15 protein-coding genes are annotated in these 16,654 nt (G+C 71.0%); 11 read left to right on the forward strand and 4 right to left on the reverse strand.

Annotation, left to right across the window (positions count from 1 at the left end; translation table 11 throughout):
* Window positions 1-10 precede the first annotated feature (10 nt).
* The 3 genes from AB0H78_RS30860 (at window position 11) to AB0H78_RS30870 (ending at window position 3,165) form a co-directional block, all read left to right on the forward strand.
* Window positions 11-811 (forward strand): chitosanase, encoded by an 801-nt coding sequence (locus tag AB0H78_RS30860; RefSeq protein ID WP_363237980.1) that lies wholly within the window; start codon window positions 11-13, stop codon window positions 809-811.
* Between the two features lie 96 nt (window positions 812-907).
* Window positions 908-2,170: an MFS transporter gene (locus AB0H78_RS30865; RefSeq protein ID WP_363237957.1), complete on the forward strand. Its 1,263-nt coding sequence runs from the start codon at window positions 908-910 to the stop codon at window positions 2,168-2,170.
* Complete coding sequence (locus tag AB0H78_RS30870; protein ID WP_363237958.1) at window positions 2,167-3,165, forward strand: hypothetical protein; 999 nt, start codon at window positions 2,167-2,169, stop codon at window positions 3,163-3,165. The genes AB0H78_RS30865 and AB0H78_RS30870 overlap by 4 nt, the downstream gene beginning before the upstream one ends.
* Here the strand turns inward: AB0H78_RS30870 and AB0H78_RS30875 are convergent.
* Window positions 3,153-3,749: a TetR/AcrR family transcriptional regulator gene (locus AB0H78_RS30875; protein WP_363237959.1), complete on the reverse strand. Its 597-nt coding sequence runs from the start codon at window positions 3,747-3,749 to the stop codon at window positions 3,153-3,155. The two genes, AB0H78_RS30870 and AB0H78_RS30875, sit on opposite strands and share 13 nt — an antisense overlap.
* 204 nt (window positions 3,750-3,953) lie before the next feature.
* On the opposite strand from AB0H78_RS30875, the gene AB0H78_RS30880 reads away from it, so the two are divergent.
* The 5 genes from AB0H78_RS30880 to AB0H78_RS30900 are packed head-to-tail and all read left to right on the forward strand — an operon-like array spanning window position 3,954 to window position 9,720.
* Window positions 3,954-4,520, forward strand: a complete 567-nt coding sequence (locus AB0H78_RS30880) for a 2Fe-2S iron-sulfur cluster-binding protein (RefSeq protein WP_363237960.1) — start codon at window positions 3,954-3,956, stop codon at window positions 4,518-4,520.
* The gene (locus tag AB0H78_RS30885; protein ID WP_363237961.1) at window positions 4,517-5,509 is read left to right on the forward strand and encodes a xanthine dehydrogenase family protein subunit M; all 993 of its coding nucleotides are present in this window, start codon (window positions 4,517-4,519) and stop codon (window positions 5,507-5,509) included. The genes AB0H78_RS30880 and AB0H78_RS30885 overlap by 4 nt, the downstream gene beginning before the upstream one ends.
* Window positions 5,506-7,641 carry a xanthine dehydrogenase family protein molybdopterin-binding subunit gene (locus AB0H78_RS30890; protein WP_363237962.1) on the forward strand — a complete coding sequence of 712 codons (2,136 nt, stop codon included), beginning with the start codon at window positions 5,506-5,508 and terminating at the stop codon, window positions 7,639-7,641. Before AB0H78_RS30885 ends, AB0H78_RS30890 begins: the two co-directional genes overlap by 4 nt.
* On the forward strand, window positions 7,634-8,761 hold the full coding sequence (locus tag AB0H78_RS30895; RefSeq protein WP_363237963.1) for an XdhC/CoxI family protein: 1,128 nt from the start codon (window positions 7,634-7,636) through the stop codon (window positions 8,759-8,761). The genes AB0H78_RS30890 and AB0H78_RS30895 overlap by 8 nt, the downstream gene beginning before the upstream one ends.
* Window positions 8,762-8,802: 41 nt before the next feature.
* Window positions 8,803-9,720 (forward strand): glutaminase, encoded by a 918-nt coding sequence (locus AB0H78_RS30900; protein ID WP_363237965.1) that lies wholly within the window; start codon window positions 8,803-8,805, stop codon window positions 9,718-9,720.
* A 28-nt stretch (window positions 9,721-9,748) separates the two neighbouring features.
* On the opposite strand, the gene AB0H78_RS30905 is transcribed toward AB0H78_RS30900, so the two are convergent.
* Window positions 9,749-10,042: a hypothetical protein gene (locus tag AB0H78_RS30905; protein WP_363237966.1), complete on the reverse strand. Its 294-nt coding sequence runs from the start codon at window positions 10,040-10,042 to the stop codon at window positions 9,749-9,751.
* Between the two features lie 129 nt (window positions 10,043-10,171).
* Here AB0H78_RS30905 and AB0H78_RS30910 point away from each other — a divergent pair, with 129 nt between their 5' ends.
* On the forward strand, window positions 10,172-13,153 hold the full coding sequence (locus AB0H78_RS30910; RefSeq protein WP_363237967.1) for an AAA family ATPase: 2,982 nt from the start codon (window positions 10,172-10,174) through the stop codon (window positions 13,151-13,153).
* 85 nt (window positions 13,154-13,238) lie between these two features.
* On the opposite strand, the gene AB0H78_RS30915 is transcribed toward AB0H78_RS30910, so the two are convergent.
* Complete coding sequence (locus tag AB0H78_RS30915; protein WP_363237968.1) at window positions 13,239-13,466, reverse strand: DUF6243 family protein; 228 nt, start codon at window positions 13,464-13,466, stop codon at window positions 13,239-13,241.
* Between the two features lie 306 nt (window positions 13,467-13,772).
* On the opposite strand from AB0H78_RS30915, the gene AB0H78_RS30920 reads away from it, so the two are divergent.
* Both AB0H78_RS30920 and AB0H78_RS30925 read left to right on the forward strand, forming a co-directional pair.
* On the forward strand, window positions 13,773-14,420 hold the full coding sequence (locus AB0H78_RS30920) for a sigma-70 family RNA polymerase sigma factor (RefSeq protein ID WP_363237969.1): 648 nt from the start codon (window positions 13,773-13,775) through the stop codon (window positions 14,418-14,420).
* A gap of 77 nt (window positions 14,421-14,497) precedes the next feature.
* Window positions 14,498-15,274 carry a hypothetical protein gene (locus AB0H78_RS30925; protein WP_363237970.1) on the forward strand — a complete coding sequence of 259 codons (777 nt, stop codon included), beginning with the start codon at window positions 14,498-14,500 and terminating at the stop codon, window positions 15,272-15,274.
* Between the two features lie 67 nt (window positions 15,275-15,341).
* On the opposite strand, the gene AB0H78_RS30930 is transcribed toward AB0H78_RS30925, so the two are convergent.
* Window positions 15,342-16,346, reverse strand: coding sequence for a YdcF family protein (locus AB0H78_RS30930; protein WP_363237971.1), 1,005 nt, complete (start codon window positions 16,344-16,346; stop codon window positions 15,342-15,344).
* Window positions 16,347-16,654 lie beyond the last annotated feature (308 nt).

The raw sequence follows: 16,654 nt of genomic DNA on the forward strand, positions 1-16,654 counted from the left end.
CGAGTTCGAGGTGTACGGCGCCGGGTCCACGACCCCGCCCACCACCCCGCCGACGACACCGCCCGCAAGTCCCTCCGCCACACCGCCCGGAGGCTCGGGTGCGGATCTGACGGACCCGCGCAAGAAGGAGATCGCCATGGAGCTCGTCTCCAGCGCGGAGAACTCCTCGCTGGACTGGAAGGGGCAGTACTCCTACATCGAGGACATCGGTGACGGCCGCGGCTACACCGCCGGGATCGTCGGATTCTGCTCTGGCACCGGCGACATGCTCGACCTCGTACGGCACTACACCGACCTCAAGCCGGGCAACGGCCTCGCCAAGTACCTCCCCGCGCTCGAGAAGGTCAACGGCAGCGCCTCGCACACGGGCCTCGGCTCGGCCTTCGAGTCCGCCTGGCAGACCGCGGCCAAGGACTCCGTGTTCCAGCAGGCGCAGAACGACGAGCGCGACCGGGTGTACTTCGACCCGGCCGTGAGCCAGGCGAAGTCCGACGGCCTGCACGCACTCGGCCAGTTCGCCTATTACGACGCCATCGTGATGCACGGCCCCGGCGACGACTCGACCAGCTTCGGCGGGATCCGCAAGACCGCGATGCAGAAGGCCAAGACCCCGGCCCAGGGCGGCAACGAGACCACGTACATCAACGCCTTCCTCGACGCCCGCAAGGCGGCCATGCTCACCGAGGCCGCGCACGACGACACCAGCCGCGTCGACACCGAGCAGCGGATCTTCCTCAACAACGGCAACCTCGCCCTCGATCCGCCGCTGCAGTGGAAGGTCTACGGCGACCCGTACACGATCAACGACTGATCCCCCCTCCTGCTCACGGGCCCGCCGGCCGGCTCCCCCCGGCCGGCGGGTCCCCTCCCCGTGACCTCGTGAAGGCCTCCGCAAGAGAGGACAGTCATGTACATCTCGACGAGCCGGGCCCCCCGTCTCCCCACCTCGGAGGCTCCTGCCGCCCCCGGCCGGCGCCGTCCGTGGGCCGGCGTCGACTCCAATGTGCTCGCGCTCGGATCGGTCAGCCTGGTCACGGACATCTCCTCCGAGATGATCACCGCGGTACTGCCGATGTACGTCATCCTCACCCTCGGCCTGAGCCCCCTGCAGTTCGGTGCGCTCAACGGCATGTACTTCGGCGTGACCGCCCTCGTCCGCGTCGCCGGAGGCCACGCCGCGGACCGCTGGCAGCGCCGCAAGCTCGTGGCGGGCAGCGGCTACGCGCTGTCCGCACTCTGCAAGGTGGGCCTGCTCGCGGCCGGTTCCTCCGTACCGGTGCTCGGCGCGGTGATCGCGGCCGACCGTACGGGCAAGGGTCTGCGCACCGGCCCCCGCGACGCCCTGATCTCGCTGAGCAGCACTCCGCAGACGCTCGGCCGTTCCTTCGGCGTGCACAGGGCGCTCGACACCACCGGCGCCTTCCTCGGACCGCTGGCTGCCTTCGCACTGCTGCTGGCGACGCCCGGACAGTACGACACGGTCTTCGTGGCCTCCTTTTGCATCGCCGTCCTCGCGCTGGTGATCCTGGCGCTGTTCGTACGCGACCGCCGCCAGCCGCTGGAGCAGCACGAGCGGGCGACCGTACGCGATCTGCTCGGCCTGCTGATCAGGCCGGGATTCCGCCGGGTGGGTCTGGGCGTGCTGCTGCTCGGAGCCGTCACCCTCAGCGACTCGTTCGTCTACCTCCTGATCCAGCAGCGTCTGGACATCCCCGTGGAGTACTTCCCGCTGCTGCCTCTGGGCACCACCGGTGTGTATCTGCTCATGGCGATGCCGCTCGGCCAACTCGCCGACCGGCTGGGCCGGTTGCGGGTGTTCGTCGCCGGGTACGGAGCGCTGCTCCTCGCCTATCTGGTGCTGTTCGGACCGGTGGGCGGCGCCTGGCTGGTGATCGCCACGCTCGTGCTGCACGGGCTGTTCTACGCGGCCACCGACGGCGTCCTGATGGCGGCCGTCGGCCCGATGGTGCCCGAACACCTCCGGGCCGCCGGTCTGTCACTGATCCAGACGGGCCAGTCGCTGGCCACGCTGGCGTCTTCGGTGCTGTTCGGCGCCGCCTGGTCCGCGTGGGGCCTGCACACCGCGCTCGCGGTGGCCCTCACCGTCCTGGCCGTCGCGATCGCCGCGGCCCTGGTGACCCTTCCCCTGCACAAGGAGAGCACGGCATGAATGCCAGGAGCCGGTTTCTGATCCTCGTGGTGGCGACGCTGGTCGCGGCCACCACGGTCACCGGGTACGTGCTGCGGTCGCGCGGGGAGAGCGGCGCCGTCGGCGGAGGCGGAATCGTACGACTGGACACGGCGGGGCGGATCCTCTTCCGGAACACGTCGCCGGGCGCCGCGTACGGCCGGATCGCCTCGGTGCCCATCGACCGTCCCGGCGCTGCGCGGACCGTGGGCACGATGCTCTGCGACCGGCTCTACGCCGCCCACGGCACCGGAATCTGCATGCAGCGCAAGGGCCCCGTCCCCGCCACCCATGTCATGGTGCTCGACCGGGAACTGCACCGGCTGCGGCAGGTCAAGACCGAGGGATTCCCCAACCGGGCGCGGGTCTCGGCCAGCGGGGCCATGCTCTCCTGGACGACGTTCGTCCAGGGCGACTCCTACCTGCGGGACGACTTCTCGACCCGGACCTCGGTCCTCGACACCAGGACCGGGAAGCTGGTCAACAGCATCGAGGAGATCCCGCTGACGCTCGACGGAAAGCCGTACCACGCGGCGGACCTGAACTACTGGGGCGTCGGGTTCGCCTCGGACGACAACACCTTCTACGCCACGGCGCGCACCTCGGGCCGTACGTATCTGGTCAAGGGCGACTTCAGGAAGTGGACGGCCCGCACCCTGCGGACCAACGCCGAATGCCCGTCCCTGTCGCCCGGCAACACGCGCATCGTCTTCAAGAAACGCGTCAACGCCAGCGCCAACAGGCCGTGGCGGCTCTACGTCCTGGACCTCGCCACCATGAAGGAGACCCCGCTGGCCGAGGAGCACAGCGTCGACGACCAGGCAGCCTGGCTCGACGACCACACCGTGATGTACGGGCTGCCCCGCCACGGCGGCGGCTGGGACGTGTGGGCCGTGCCGGCCGACGGCAGCGGGGCGCCCCGCCTCCTGGTCCGTGACGCCAACTCACCGGCCGCGGTGCCCCGTCAGCCGTCCTGAGGTGAACCGCCCGGCGCTCCGGCCCGCAGCCCGTCCATCACCAGATCCAGCAGCCGGCCCGCACGGGACTCCCAGTCACCGTGCGGGTCGATCATCCACAGGCCGGCGATCGCGAGCATGAAGTCGTCGGGGGTGACGCCGGGGCGAATCGTGCCCGCCTTCTCGTTCGCGGCGAGGAGTTGGGCCACCGCCTCGGTCAGCGGGCCGTGCGCGAGGCTCTTCATGGCGCCGTATGCGGCTGTCGCCTGGCGCAGCGCGGCCGCGAGGCCCGCCTTGGCCATCGCGTACTGGGCGAGCCGGTCCATCCACTCGCGCAGTGCGATTTCGGGCGCCCTGGTGCACAGCAACTGGTCTGCCGCTTCGGCGACTTGCTGCACCTCGTACCGGTACACCTCCAGGACCAGCGCCTCCCTGCTGGGGAAGTTCCGGTAGAACGTGCCCTGTCCGACGCCCGCCTTCCGCGCTATCGCGCTGAGCGGCGCGTCCGCCGAGCGCGTCAGCTCGGCAAGGGCCACCTCCAGGATGCGCTCGCGGTTGCGCTGCGCGTCCGAGCGCAGCGCCGACTGCTTCTCCGGGTGCCGCACGCATCCTCCTTCTTCGGCCGTGGCGGGGAATGTTCCTTGCTGAGCGGACAGTTGTCCACTACGGTCGACAACCGTAGAACGGACAGCTGTCCACTTCCCTGTCGTCACCATAGCGGCGGACGCCGCCGGACCCCAGGTCCGCTCCCGCCACCCCACCCACAGCGCTGATTCTCCTCGCAGCAGACACGCGAAAGAAGGCTGCTCATGGCTCCAGCGGGCCTCTCCACCTCCAGTGCGGTCACCCTGCACATCAACGGTGAGAAGTACACCCTGCCCGTCGACCACCGCACCACCTTGCTCGACGCCCTGCGCGAGCGACTCGATCTGACCGGCACGAAGAAGGGCTGCGACCAGGGGCAGTGCGGCGCCTGCACGGTGCTCGTCGACGGGCGCAGGACGGTGTCCTGTCTGCAGTTCGCGGTCGCCGCCGAGGGCCGGGAGATCACCACCATCGAGGGCGTCGCCGACCGGGACGGGCTGCACCCCGTGCAACAGGCGTTCGTCGAGCTGGACGGATACCAGTGCGGCTACTGCACACCGGGACAGATCTGTTCGGCCATCGCCGTCATCGAGGAGCACGCGGCGGGCTGGCCCAGCGCGGTCACCGAGGACGTGCGCCCGGACGCCGGACCGCCACCTCTGACCCCTGAGGAGATCAGGGAGCGCATGAGCGGGAACCTGTGCCGCTGCGGCGCGTACGTATCGATCGTGCGGGCCGTCGCCCAGGCGGCCGCACAGCAGGCCGAGGACGCGAAGGAGCAGGTGGCGTGAGGGAGTTCGGATACCAGCGGGCCCACGATGTACCGGGTGCCGTGGCAGTGCTCGCCGCCGACCCCGAGGCCAGGTTCCTCGGAGGCGGCACGAACCTCGTCGACCTGATGAAGTCCGGCATCGAGCGGCCCGCACTCCTCGTCGACGTACGGGAGTTGCCGCTCGACCGGATCACGGTCACCGGCGACGGTGGGCTGCACATCGGCGCGACCGTCACCAACAGCGACCTGGCGGCGCACCCCGAGGTCCGGCGCCGCTACCCGGCGCTGGCCCAGGCCGTGCTCGCCGGGGCGTCGGGACAGCTGCGCAACATGGCCACGGTCGGCGGCAATCTGCTGCAGCGCACCCGCTGCGGCTACTTCACCGATGTGAGCAAACCCTGCAACAAGCGGGTGCCGGGCAGCGGTTGCCCCGCCCTCTCGGGCGAACACCGCAATCACGCCATCTTCGGCGCGAGCGACAGCTGCGTGGCCGTACACCCCTCGGACATGGGTGTCGCGCTCGCCGCCTTCGACGCCGTGATCGCGTACGAAACCGCCGACGGGGCGGGCGAGTCGGCGTTCGACGACTTCTACCGGCCGGTCGGCGACACGCCGCATGTGGAGACCGCCCTGCCGAGGGGCGCCCTCATCACCGGGATCACCCTGCCGCCCGCGCCGGTCGCCGCGCACTCCCGCTACCGCAAGGTCCGCGAGCGGGCCTCGTACGCCTTCGCGATCGGATCCGTGGCTGCGGCGCTGGACGTCGAGGACGGTGTCGTGACGGACGTGCGGCTCGCCTTCGGGGCGGTCGCGTCCCGGCCGTGGCGGGCCCGCGCAGCCGAACGGGAACTGCTCGGCAGGACCGCGGACGGTGCGGCGTTCGCCGCCGCGGCCGACGCCGAACTCGCGGCGGCCGCGCCGCTGGTGCACAACGCGTACAAGGTGCCACTGATGCGCAATCTCGTCGTGGCGCTGCTCACGGAGCTGGAGCAGGAGGCGACCCGATGACCACAGTGCCCATCACCGCGAAGAAGGACGCGGTCGGCGTCGCGCACACCCGGGTCGAGGGGCTCGAAAAGGTCACCGGCGCGGCCCGCTACGCGGGCGAGATCCCCTTCGCCGACCTCGCCCACGGCTGGCTGGTGCTGTCGACCGTGGCGCGCGGCCGGGTCCGCGCGATCGACGAGGACGCGGCGCGCGCCCTGCCCGGCGTCCTCACAGTCCTGCACCACAAGAACGCGCCGCGAGTGAAGGACGACGTCATCGGCGTGCTCGGCCGTCCCGACCCGATCGTCGAGGTCTTCCAGCACGACCGGATCCCGCATGCGGGCTGGCCCGTCGCCCTCGTCGTCGCCGAGACGTCCGAGCAGGCGCGGGAGGCTGCCGAGGCGCTCGTCGTCACGTACGAGGAGGAGCCGCACGACGTCACCTTCGACATCGGCAGGGACGGCGCCTACACCCCTCAGGACGCGGAGGTCACCAAGGGAGACCTGGACGCCGAACTCGCCGCGTCCGCAGTGGTGTTGGACCGCGAGTACACCACGCCCGAGCAGCACCACAGTGCGATGGAACCACACGCGGTGACCGTGCACTGGGACGCCGGACGGCTGGAGGTGTTCGACTCCAACCAGGGCAGCAGGTGGATCGCCGACGACCTCGCCAACCTCTTCTCCCTGGACCAGTCCGCCGTGCACGTCACCTCCGAGCACGTCGGCGGCGCCTTCGGCTCCAAGGGCCTGCGCTCGCACCACGTGGCCGCCGTGATGGCCGCCACCGAACTGCAGCGCCCGGTCCGGGTGGCCTTGACGAGGCGTCAGGTCTTCGCGATCACCGGCTATCGCAGCCCCACCGCCCAACGGGTGCGGCTCGGCGCCGACCCGGACGGGCGACTGCGCGCCTTCGCCCACGACAACCTGAACCTCACGTCGACCCTGCGTGAGTTCGTGGAGGGCGGCGCAGGGTTCGGACGCACCCTGTACGACGCCGTCGCACACCACACCGTCGACCGCGTCGTGCCCATGGACGTCGGCACCCCGACATGGATGCGGGCACCGGGCGAGGCACCAGGCTCGTTCGCCGTGGAATCAGCGATGGACGAACTCGCCGAGCAGCTCGGCCTGGACCCGATCGCGCTGCGCGTGCGCAACGAACCGGAGGTCGGCCCGATCTCGGGCCTGCCGTTCAGCAGCCGCAACCTCCTGGCCTGCCTGGAGGAGGGCGCGCGGCGGTTCGGCTGGGCCGCACGCGACCCGCGTCCGCGCGTGCGCCGCGAAGGCCGCTGGCTGATCGGCACCGGCGTCGCCGCGTGCACCTTCCCGTCAGGCGCGGCGCCCTCCACCGCGTCGGCGACCGCCGAACCCGACGGCACCTTCACCGTCCGCATCACCGCGTCCGACGTCGGCACCGGCGCGCGCACGGCGCTCACCCTGATCGCCGCCGATGCCCTTGAGGTCGACCCCGGGCGGGTTCATGTCCGTATCGCGGACAGCGACTTCGGGAACGCCTGGGTCGCGGGCGGATCGATGGGGACCCGGTCCTGGGGCTGGGCCGTGATGGCGGCGGCAGGCGAGCTGCGCGAGCAGCTCTCCCTGGTCGGCGGGGAGATCCCCGAAGGCGGGCTCACCGCCGTCACCGACACCGCCGCGCTCGTCGCGCAGCTCGCCCAGAAGGAGCGGTACGCGTTCGGCGCGCAATTCGCCGAGGTCGCCGTCGACGTGAGCACCGGCGAGGTGCGGGTGCGGCGCCTGCTCGGGGTCTTCGCGGCCGGCCGGATCGTCAACCCCCTCACCGCGCGCAGCCAGTTGGTGGGCGGTATGACCTGGGGGCTGTCCATGGCGCTGCACGAGGAGGCGGTGCGCGACGAGGCGTCCGGCGGGCATGTCGGCGCGGACTTCGCCGGCTACCACTTCGCCGCGAACGCCGATGTGCCGGTCATCGAGGCCGACTGGGTCGATGACCCCGACCCGGACGACCCCGTCGGCATCAAGGGCGTCGGCGAGATCGGCATCGTCGGCACGGCCGCCGCGATCGCCAACGCCGTATGGCACGCGACCGGCGTACGCCACCGCGATCTGCCGATCCGGCCCGACCGGGTCATCATGGCCGAAGCGGACCGGGACCGGAACGGACAGCATGCTTGACCTTGCCGCCCAGCTGGGCGAATGGGCCGCGCAGGGCCGGGAGTTCGCCGTCGCCACCGTCGTCTCGGTGAGCGGCAGCGCGCCCCGGCCCCCCGGTTCGTCCCTGGCCGTCGACGCCGCGGGAGAGGTGATCGGATCGGTCTCGGGCGGGTGCGTCGAAGGCGCCGTGTACGAACTGTGTGCCGAGGCGCTGCGCGACGGCTCGGTGCGCCGCGAGCGGTTCGGCTACAGCGACGACGACGCGTTCGCCGTGGGGCTCACCTGCGGCGGCTCCGTGGAGGTGCACGTCGTCCCGGTCCGTTCCGACGGCCCCTCCGGCAGAGCGGTGGCAGCGGCGCTCACCGCCGCGGCGCGCGGCGAGGCGGTCGCGCTGGCCCGGATTCTCGAAGGACCGGGTGAACCAGCCGACGGCGGCGGGTTGTTGATGGTGCGCCCGGACGGATCGAGGGAGGGCTCGCTCGGCACGGCGGACGACGCCGGACTCGCCGCCCAGGCCCGTGCGCTGCTCGATCTCGGGCGGACGGAGGTGTGTGCGGTGCCGGAGTCCGACGCCCGGTGCGGGGGCGACGTCCTCCTCTTCGTCGAGTCGAGCGTGCCGCCCGCCCGGATGATCGTCTTCGGCGCGGTGGACTTCGCGGGTGCCCTGGTGCGCGTCGGCAAGCTGCTCGGCTTCCATGTCACCCTGTGCGACGCGCGCGGCGTCTTCGCGACGCGGGCCCGCTTCCCGGAGGCGGACGAGGTGGTCGTGGAGTGGCCTGACCGCTATCTCCGCGACACGGCCACCGACGAACGGACAGTGCTGTGCGTCCTCACGCACGACGCCAAGTTCGACGTTCCCCTGCTGGAGATCGCGCTGCGGCTGCCGGTCGCGTACGTCGGCGCGATGGGCTCGCGCCGCACCCATGAGGACCGCCTCCACAAGCTCCGCGAAGCGGGCGTGGACGAGCGGGATCTCGCCCGGCTGCGCTCCCCGATCGGGCTCGACATCGGCGGCCGCACACCGGAGGAGACCGCGGTGTCCATCGGCGCGGAGATCGTCGCCGTACGGCGGGGCGGGAGCGGGGCGCCGCTGCGGGGCGGAGGGGGTCCGATCCACGGCCTGGGCGGAGATCGACCGTAGAGTGTGGTGCACGCATCACCGTACGAAGCCAAGGTGAGTCAGTGCCCGCCTCGTTCCAACCGGTCCTGGACCGTATCGCCACCGAGATCAAGGCCACCCCGGGACGTGGCCGCCCCGCCGACTACATTCCCGCACTCTCCTCGGCCGACCCGAATCGCTTCGGCATGGCCGTCGCGGAACTCGACGGCACGGTGTACGGGGTCGGCGACTGGCAGCACCCCTTCTCCACCCAGTCCATCACCAAGGTGTTCACACTCGCCCTGGCACTGTCCCTGGAGGGTGACGAGCTGTGGGAATACGTCGGTCGCGAGCCGTCCGGCAACCCCTTCAACTCGCTGGTGCAGCTGGAGTACGAGAACGGCATCCCGCGCAATCCGTTCATCAACGCCGGTGCGCTCGTCGTCACCGACCGTCTGCAGACCCGGACGGGCGACGCCTCCGAGGCACTGCGCGCCTTCCTGCGTGCGGAGTGCGGCAACGAGAGCCTCACCTTCGACCGGGACGTCGCCGCCTCGGAGGCCGCGCACGGCGACCGGAATGCCGCACTGGCCCACTTCATGGCGTCGTACGGCAACATCACCAGCCCGGTGCCCGACCTCCTGGAGCAGTACATCCTCCAGTGTTCCGTCGCGGCGTCCTGCGGCGACCTGGCCCTGGCCGCCGGGTTCCTGGCCCGCCACGGCATACGGGCCGACGGCTCCGCCCTGCTCACCCGCAGCCGGGCGAAGCAGATCAACGCGGTGATGCTGACGTGCGGCACCTACGACGCGGCCGGCGACTTCGCCCATCGCGTGGGCCTGCCAGGCAAGAGCGGGGTGGGCGGCGGCATCATCGCGGTCGTGCCCGGACGCTGCACGCTGTGTGTGTGGAGCCCGGGCCTCGATCAGCGCGGCAACTCGGTGGCGGGGGTAGCGGCATTGGACCGCTTCACGACACTGACCGGACTCTCCATCTTCTGACCTGCGCGGCCGCGGCGGACCACCTCGTCTACTGCACTGGCCCGTCCGGGATGCAGACATATCCCGGACCCCAGGCGTTCGGCTCCACGTGGCTGGGCTCCTCGGAGCTCAGGCAGGAGAACCACGCCAGTCGATATGCCGGATCTGTCAGGATCCGCCCCTGCTCGTCCTGGTCCGCGCGAAGGAGGCTGTCGTACTCCTCGTTCGACATCACGACCGTCCCGCTGCCCGGATCAGGGTCGACGGCCGAGGCCGGCACGGACCAGGCGACCGATGCCGCCAGAGCCAGGACGACGGCGCCTGCGGCGGTGCGGATGCGCATCAGGGGGTTCTCCTTGCTTCGAGCACGAGGGGACATCGTCTGTTCAACCCCCCGCGCCCCGGCTTGGTTACGTCCCGCTCCGACGCCGGGCCCGCGAGCGGCACCGCCCGGACGTGCTTGGATGACCCCGTGGCACAGATATTCGAAACGCCGTTCATCGGCCGGGCGGACGAGCTCGCCTGGCTCACCGGCGTGCTGGAGCGGGCAGCAGCCGGCGACCCGCACGCCGTTCTCGTGGCCGGGGACGCAGGCGTCGGCAAGACCCGCACGCTGACCGTGGCCGCGGCGCATGCCGCGACCACCGGCATGACCGTCCTGACCGGCCACTGCGTGGACCTCGGTGATGTAGGTCTGCCGTACCTCCCGTTCACGGAGATCCTCGGCGCGGCAGCCGCCGACGAACGGCTCGCTCCGGCCTTCGCCGCGTACCCCGCGGTCGGCCGGCTCATCGGCACGGCATCGGGAAGCGGCTCCGCACCCGACGCCGGCAGCCGCCTTCAGCTCTTCGAGGGCGTCGCCGGGCTCCTCGCCGACCTGACGGCCCTGGTCCCGCTCCTTGTGGTGATCGAAGACCTCCACTGGGCCGACCAGTCCTCCCGCGACCTGCTCCGCTTCCTGCTCAGCCGGGGCGTCCTCCAACGGCCCGCCCCCGGCGGACCGCCCCACCGCCTCGCCGTCTTCGCCTCGTATCGCGCGGACGATCTGCACCGTCGCCACCCACTGCGGCCCCTGCTCGCCGAACTGGTCAGGCTGCCCGCCGTCGACCGGCTCGAACTGCGCCCGCTGGCCGACGCGGATGTGGCCCGGCTCGTGCGCGCGCAACGCACCGGTCACGTCTCCGACAGCACGGTCAGCCGCATCGTCGACCGCGCCGAGGGAAACGCCTTCTACGCCGAGGAGTTGCTCGCCGCGCTGGGTGATGACGACGAATGCGCCGCCGACCCGGCCCTGCCCAGCGGCCTCGCCGACGTCCTGCTCATCCGCATAGAGCAGCTGACCGAGACCGCCCAGCAGGTCCTGCGCACCGCGGCCGTCGCAGGGCGCAGGGTCGGGCACGAGCTGCTGCGAAGCGCCGTACAACTGCCACAGGAGGAACTGGAGTCGGCGCTGCGCGAGGCGGTCGGGCGTCAACTGCTGGTGCCGGGTGACGAGGCGACGTACTCCTTCCGGCACGCCTTGACCCGCGAGGCCGTGTACACGGATCTGCTGCCCGGCGAACGGGTCAGGCTGCACGGGGTGTTCGCCGCGCTCCTCGCGGGCGAGAACCGTTCGGCCGACTGCGCGGCGGAGCGTGCCCACCACTCGCGCGAGAGCCATGACCTGGCCGACGCACTGGCAGCCTCCCTCGAAGCCGCCGACCACGCCCAGCGCGTCCGTGCGCCCGCGGAGGAACTGCGCCATCTGGAAGGCGCGCTCGAACTGTGGACCGCGGTGGACGCATCCGCACGCCCCGAGCACGAGGACCCGGTCACCCTCACCCTGCGCGCCTCGGCCGCCGCCGCCCACGCCGGCGAACCCCATCGCGCGGTCCAGCTCACCCGCTCCGCGCTCGCACGGGCCGGCTCGGACGCCGACTCCGAACTCGCCGCGCGGGTCCGCTACACCCTCGCGGGCAACCTGATGCGGATCGACCATCTGGAGGCCGCGTTCACCTACAGCAGCGAGGCGCTCGCGCTCATCCCCGCCGAGCCGCCCTCCCGCACCTGGGTGTGGGCGGCCGCGACGCATGTCATGGCCGCCCGTTACGTGGGACGCGAAAAGGACGCCGAACGCGTCGCCCGGCAGGCGCTGGACATCGCCGAGCGCCTTTCCCTCATCGACGCCCAGGCCGACCTGATGATCTCGCTGGTCGGTCTGGAAACGCACAACCGGCGCACCCCGCAAGGCCGGGAGCGGCTCCTCGAGGCCCGTGAGCTGGCGCGCACCGCGGGCAACCTCCAGGTGGAGATGCGGGCGCTGCACAACCTCGCGATCGGTTGCTACGAGACCGGCGAACTGGACCCGTGCCTCACGTGGATCAGCGACGGACTCGACCGCGCCCGCCGCGCCGGACTCGTGTCCTCGCCGTACGCGGTGGAGCTGCGCTACATGCGGTCCCTGGTGCTCTACGCGCTGGGCCGCTGGGACGAGTGCACGAGCATGGCCCTCGCCGAAACCGAACTCCTCACGGCCGCGTCCGGTTTCGCGACCGCCCCCGCTCTGTACGTCCCTCTCGCCCGCGGTGAGTTCGACGTGGCGGTCGACGGGGCCCGGGCGCTGCTCAATGGTCCCGCGGACTGGATGGCGTCGCTCGTCGCGTGCAGCGTGCTGATCGACGCCGCGGCGCTGCGCGGCGACGCCGAGGAGGCCGTACGGCAGATGGGCGCGGCGGTGGAGGCACTCACCGCCAGCTCGCCCACCGACGAGATGCCCGACGCCCTGGTCCGGCTCGCCGCGCTCACCCTGTCAGGGGTCGCGGACGCGGCGGAGGAGTCCCGTCTGTCCGGCGACGCGCCAGGGTCCGAGCGCTGGGCCGCCGCTGCGGGCGAGCTGCTGGAGCTGGCACGGAACACGGCGGCCCGCGGCGAGGACGAGCCCGATGCGGGCCCCGAGGGCACGGCCTGGCTCGCCCGCGCGGAGGCCGAGGGAGTACGCGCCGTCACCGGACCGGACGTCGCCGCCTGGGAACGGGCCGTCACCGCGTTCGGCTACGGCGACCCCTACGAACTGGCCAGATGCCGGCGCCGCCTCGCGGAGGCCCTGCTCACCGCCGGCCGCCGTGAAGAGGCGGCCGAGCAGGCTCACGCCGCCCGGGAGACGGCGGTCGCACTCGGCGCCGCACCGCTGCGCGAGGCACTCGACGCCCTCGTCCGGCGGGGCCGTCTCGCCGACGCACCGGCCGCCGGGGAGCGGATCGCCGCCCTGACCACCAGGGAGAGCGAGGTGCTGCGCCTGCTCGGCCGCGGGCGCACGAACCGCCAGATCGGCGAGGAGCTGTTCATCAGCGGCAAGACGGCGAGCGTCCACGTCTCCAACATCCTCGCCAAGTTCGGTGCCACGAGCCGCACCGACGCCGTGGGCATCGCCTACCGCGAAGGCCTCATCGAACCGGACACCAGCGCATCCGGCTGAGCGGCCACGACGTACGGGACTGGCCCGGACCGCGCGTCGCGGTCCGGGCCAGTCCCGTACGGTGCCGCCCTGCGGCGGTGGTGCGTCAGCTCTGTGCGGTGTCGTCGCCCGTCTGCCCGGCGTCCTCGGCCGCACCCTCGGGCGTGCCTGCCTTCTCGCGCATCTTGCGCACCAGCTCCGCCTTCTGGTCGGCGGCGCCCTTGCGGTCGAGGTTGCGGTGCGGACCGTTGTTCTGCCGTTCGGCACGGGACAGCTTCTTGCGCTGGCCGCCGCCCTGGCCCACGGGGTTGTTGATGTTCTTGCTCACGGTCACGGGTTCTCCCGGAATGAATGAAGTGATCTACGGATTGCTCGGTGGGGGACGGGCGCGGCGACGTCGAAGAACGTCAGCAGGGGCCCATCACGCTCTCACTCGTAAATCGGCGTCTGAAAGAACATGCCCATGACGTTACCCGGTTCCGTCGGACCCGCACACCACGTCGTCCGCCGTCCCGGCGCCGGCCGATCCCGTCATGAAATTTCAGCTGAAGACACGCCTTCGCAGCAGGTCCGGACCCCTCCGGCGAAACCAGACCGGCCCGACGGGAACCTCCGGCCGGTTGCCGGACACGTACAGAACATGGAACTGAACGACGCTGATCCCGCCGAACCGGTCGGAGGCATGTCCGACCGCGAGCTGTGGGCGAGCGCCGCCGACGGAGACCGGGAGGCGTTCGGCCGGATCTTCGACCGCCATGGGAAGGCTGTCTACAACTACCTGTTCCGGCGCACAGCCGACTGGTCCGAGGCCGAAGACCTCACGTCGACCGTGTTCCTGCACGCCTGGCGTCGGCGGTCGGAGACGGTGCTGGACCGCGACTCGGCCCTGCCATGGCTGCTGGGCATCGCGGACCGACTGCTGTCGAACACCAGACGGCGGCTGAGGCGGGCCGAGGCGTTGCTGCACCGGCTCATCTCGCACGACGAGCCGGTGGGCGACCACGCGGACCGCATCGCCGTCCGGGTCGACGACGAGCGCCGTATGTCGGAGATCCACCGGGCGCTGGCCAGGCTGCCACGCCACGAGCGCGAGGTCGTCGAGCTCTGCGTGTGGTCGGGCCTGGACCAACAGGCAGCCGCGGCAACGCTGCGGGTGGCGGTCGGAACAGTGAAGTCCCGGCTGCACCGGGCACGGCGGAGGCTGGGGGCCGACCTTGTCGGCGGCGGTACGGCTGCGGCGTCGTTCAGTCCGAAGAATCCCGTCCACGCGGAAGAGGTCGCACGATGAACGACAGGCCGGGCATCCCTGCGGCTCCTTCCGACCGTGATCTGCCGAACCACCGGCGGACCCGAGAGGAACTACTGATGAAGATCGGCACTGAGGACAACCAGGCATCGCTGGGACGCAAGTGGGGAGTGCCGCTGGGTGTCGCCGCAGGCGTTGCGGCGCTGAGCGTCGCAGCCGTGGCCGTATTCGGCGGGGTGGGCAACGCGAAGCCGCATCTTGCCTCCCCGGCGGCACCGAGCCCCAGCACCAAGCACGCCTCCAAGGCCACCCCGTCCTCGGCCTCGTCCTCGTACACCATCACGAGCAGAACGACGACCCCGATCGCGGCCGGGGCTGTCGGCAGGATCCTCGCCTCCTGCCTGGGCTCGGACGCATCGCGCTACCACGCGGTGATCGCGGTCCGCACTCCCGTCGCCTCTCAGGAAGCGGACGGCGTGGTCATCGCCGTCAACTCCGCCGACCAGTACGTGCAATGCGAGTCCAAGGGCGACAAGGGCACGAGCCGTAGCCACCCGCCCACGTTCATCAACGATCGCCTGTGGGGCACCGGCCACACGATCGCGTACTTCAACTCCACCAGCGACCCCGCCGGCAAGGGGAAGTACGTCATGGTGGGCTCCGGGCACTACACAGCCAACATCGCCCGGATCACCGTCAGTTACGACAACAACCCGACGGAGTACCCGGCGGTCATGGCAGGCGGCGCGTTCGTCTACACGGCGGCGCTTTCCGTCCGCCCGTCTCAGGACGACCCGCACTACACGGGACCGAACCCGTACATCCATGCCTACAACGCATCCGGCAAGGAGATCTACAACCAGCAGAAGGACCCGGAGTTCGTCGACAAGCCGTAGTCCGGCCTTTCGTCTGCACGCCCTGCTGCCCCCGCGACACACCGGGGCAGCAGGGCCCGTGACGCACTCAGCCGATCCACCACAGGAGCATGCCGCCGAGCACAAGCGCCAGACAGACGCCGATATTGGTGCGCCGGTACGCGAGGAAGAGCGCGACGAATTCGCGGATCATCGCGCTCGGCCAGAAATACGCGGCGGTCGGCGAGCCCACGACCTGCCCCCGTACCCCGATGCGACGGGAGGTCACCGCCGCACGGAACACATGGTAATTGTTCGTGACGATCACGCAGCGGTAGTCCGGATTCGCCTTCTCCATCAGGGACTTGCTGAACCTGAGGTTCTCCTCGGTCGTGGTCGACCGGTCCTCCCGTTCGATCTGTGCGGCGGGAAATCCGCGCTCCACAAGGTAGTCGGCCATCGCGTGGGACTCCGGAAGCTCCTCATCCGGACCCTGTCCCCCGGAGGTGAGAAGCACCGGCCGTCCCCCGCGCGCCGTGATCCGCGCGTGGACGGCACGGGCCCGTTCCAGCCGGCTGGCCAGCAGCGGAGGAACCTTGGAACCCCCGGCGAGCCCCGAGCCGAGCACCACCACGTAGTCGGCCTTCCGGCGGTAGGGCAGACGCCCGTACAGGAACGCGTAGACGGTGAAACAGAGAAACAGAAACGCGACGTAGCCCGTCAGCGCGACGACGGTGACCGCGACGACGAGCAGCGTACGGGTGTGCAGGACCCACGCGATCAACAGCAGCGCTAGCAGACCCACCAGGGCGATCCCCGCCATCAGGGAGAGAAGATTGGCCGGGCTCCTCCCCTCTTTGCGCAGCATGGTCACGCCGTTGGAGAGCAGGAACCACGCCAGGACGGCGATTCCCGCCGTCGCGAGTACCAGCAGGGCGACAAGGATCCGGTGCCCCAACTGCTCGTCCCCGCGGGTGATTTCGACCAGCCAGGCGGCCAGTGCGAATACACCCGCGAGACCCAGCAGAACGGCGTTGCTGAACCGACGGCGCTCCCGGGCGAATCCGACGAGGAACATGCATACGAACAGGATCGCGGGGGCGTAGACCAGCATGCGCACATGGTAGGGCGCCGTGCGGGTTCGCCCCGACCACCGGCCCGGCTGCTCGAGCGTCCACCGTCGCCAGGGACCTCGAACCTGCCGGTAGCCGGGGTCTGGAGAGGCTGCACCCAGAGATCATCGCCGACGCGGTCCCATGCAACGGCCCCGGCTGGCGACCGGGCTCACGCCAACTGCGGGGACCCACCGGGCGGCTTGCCGTCTCAGGTCACGGGCGGGCCAGACGCTTCTGATGCTTCGGCGGCGCGCTGGTATGTGGCGTTGAGGAGCTGGGCTTCTTCGAGTTGGTCTTCGAGGATGAC

Source organism: Streptomyces sp. NPDC050738, assembly GCF_040654175.1.
GTDB lineage: Bacteria > Actinomycetota > Actinomycetes > Streptomycetales > Streptomycetaceae > Streptomyces.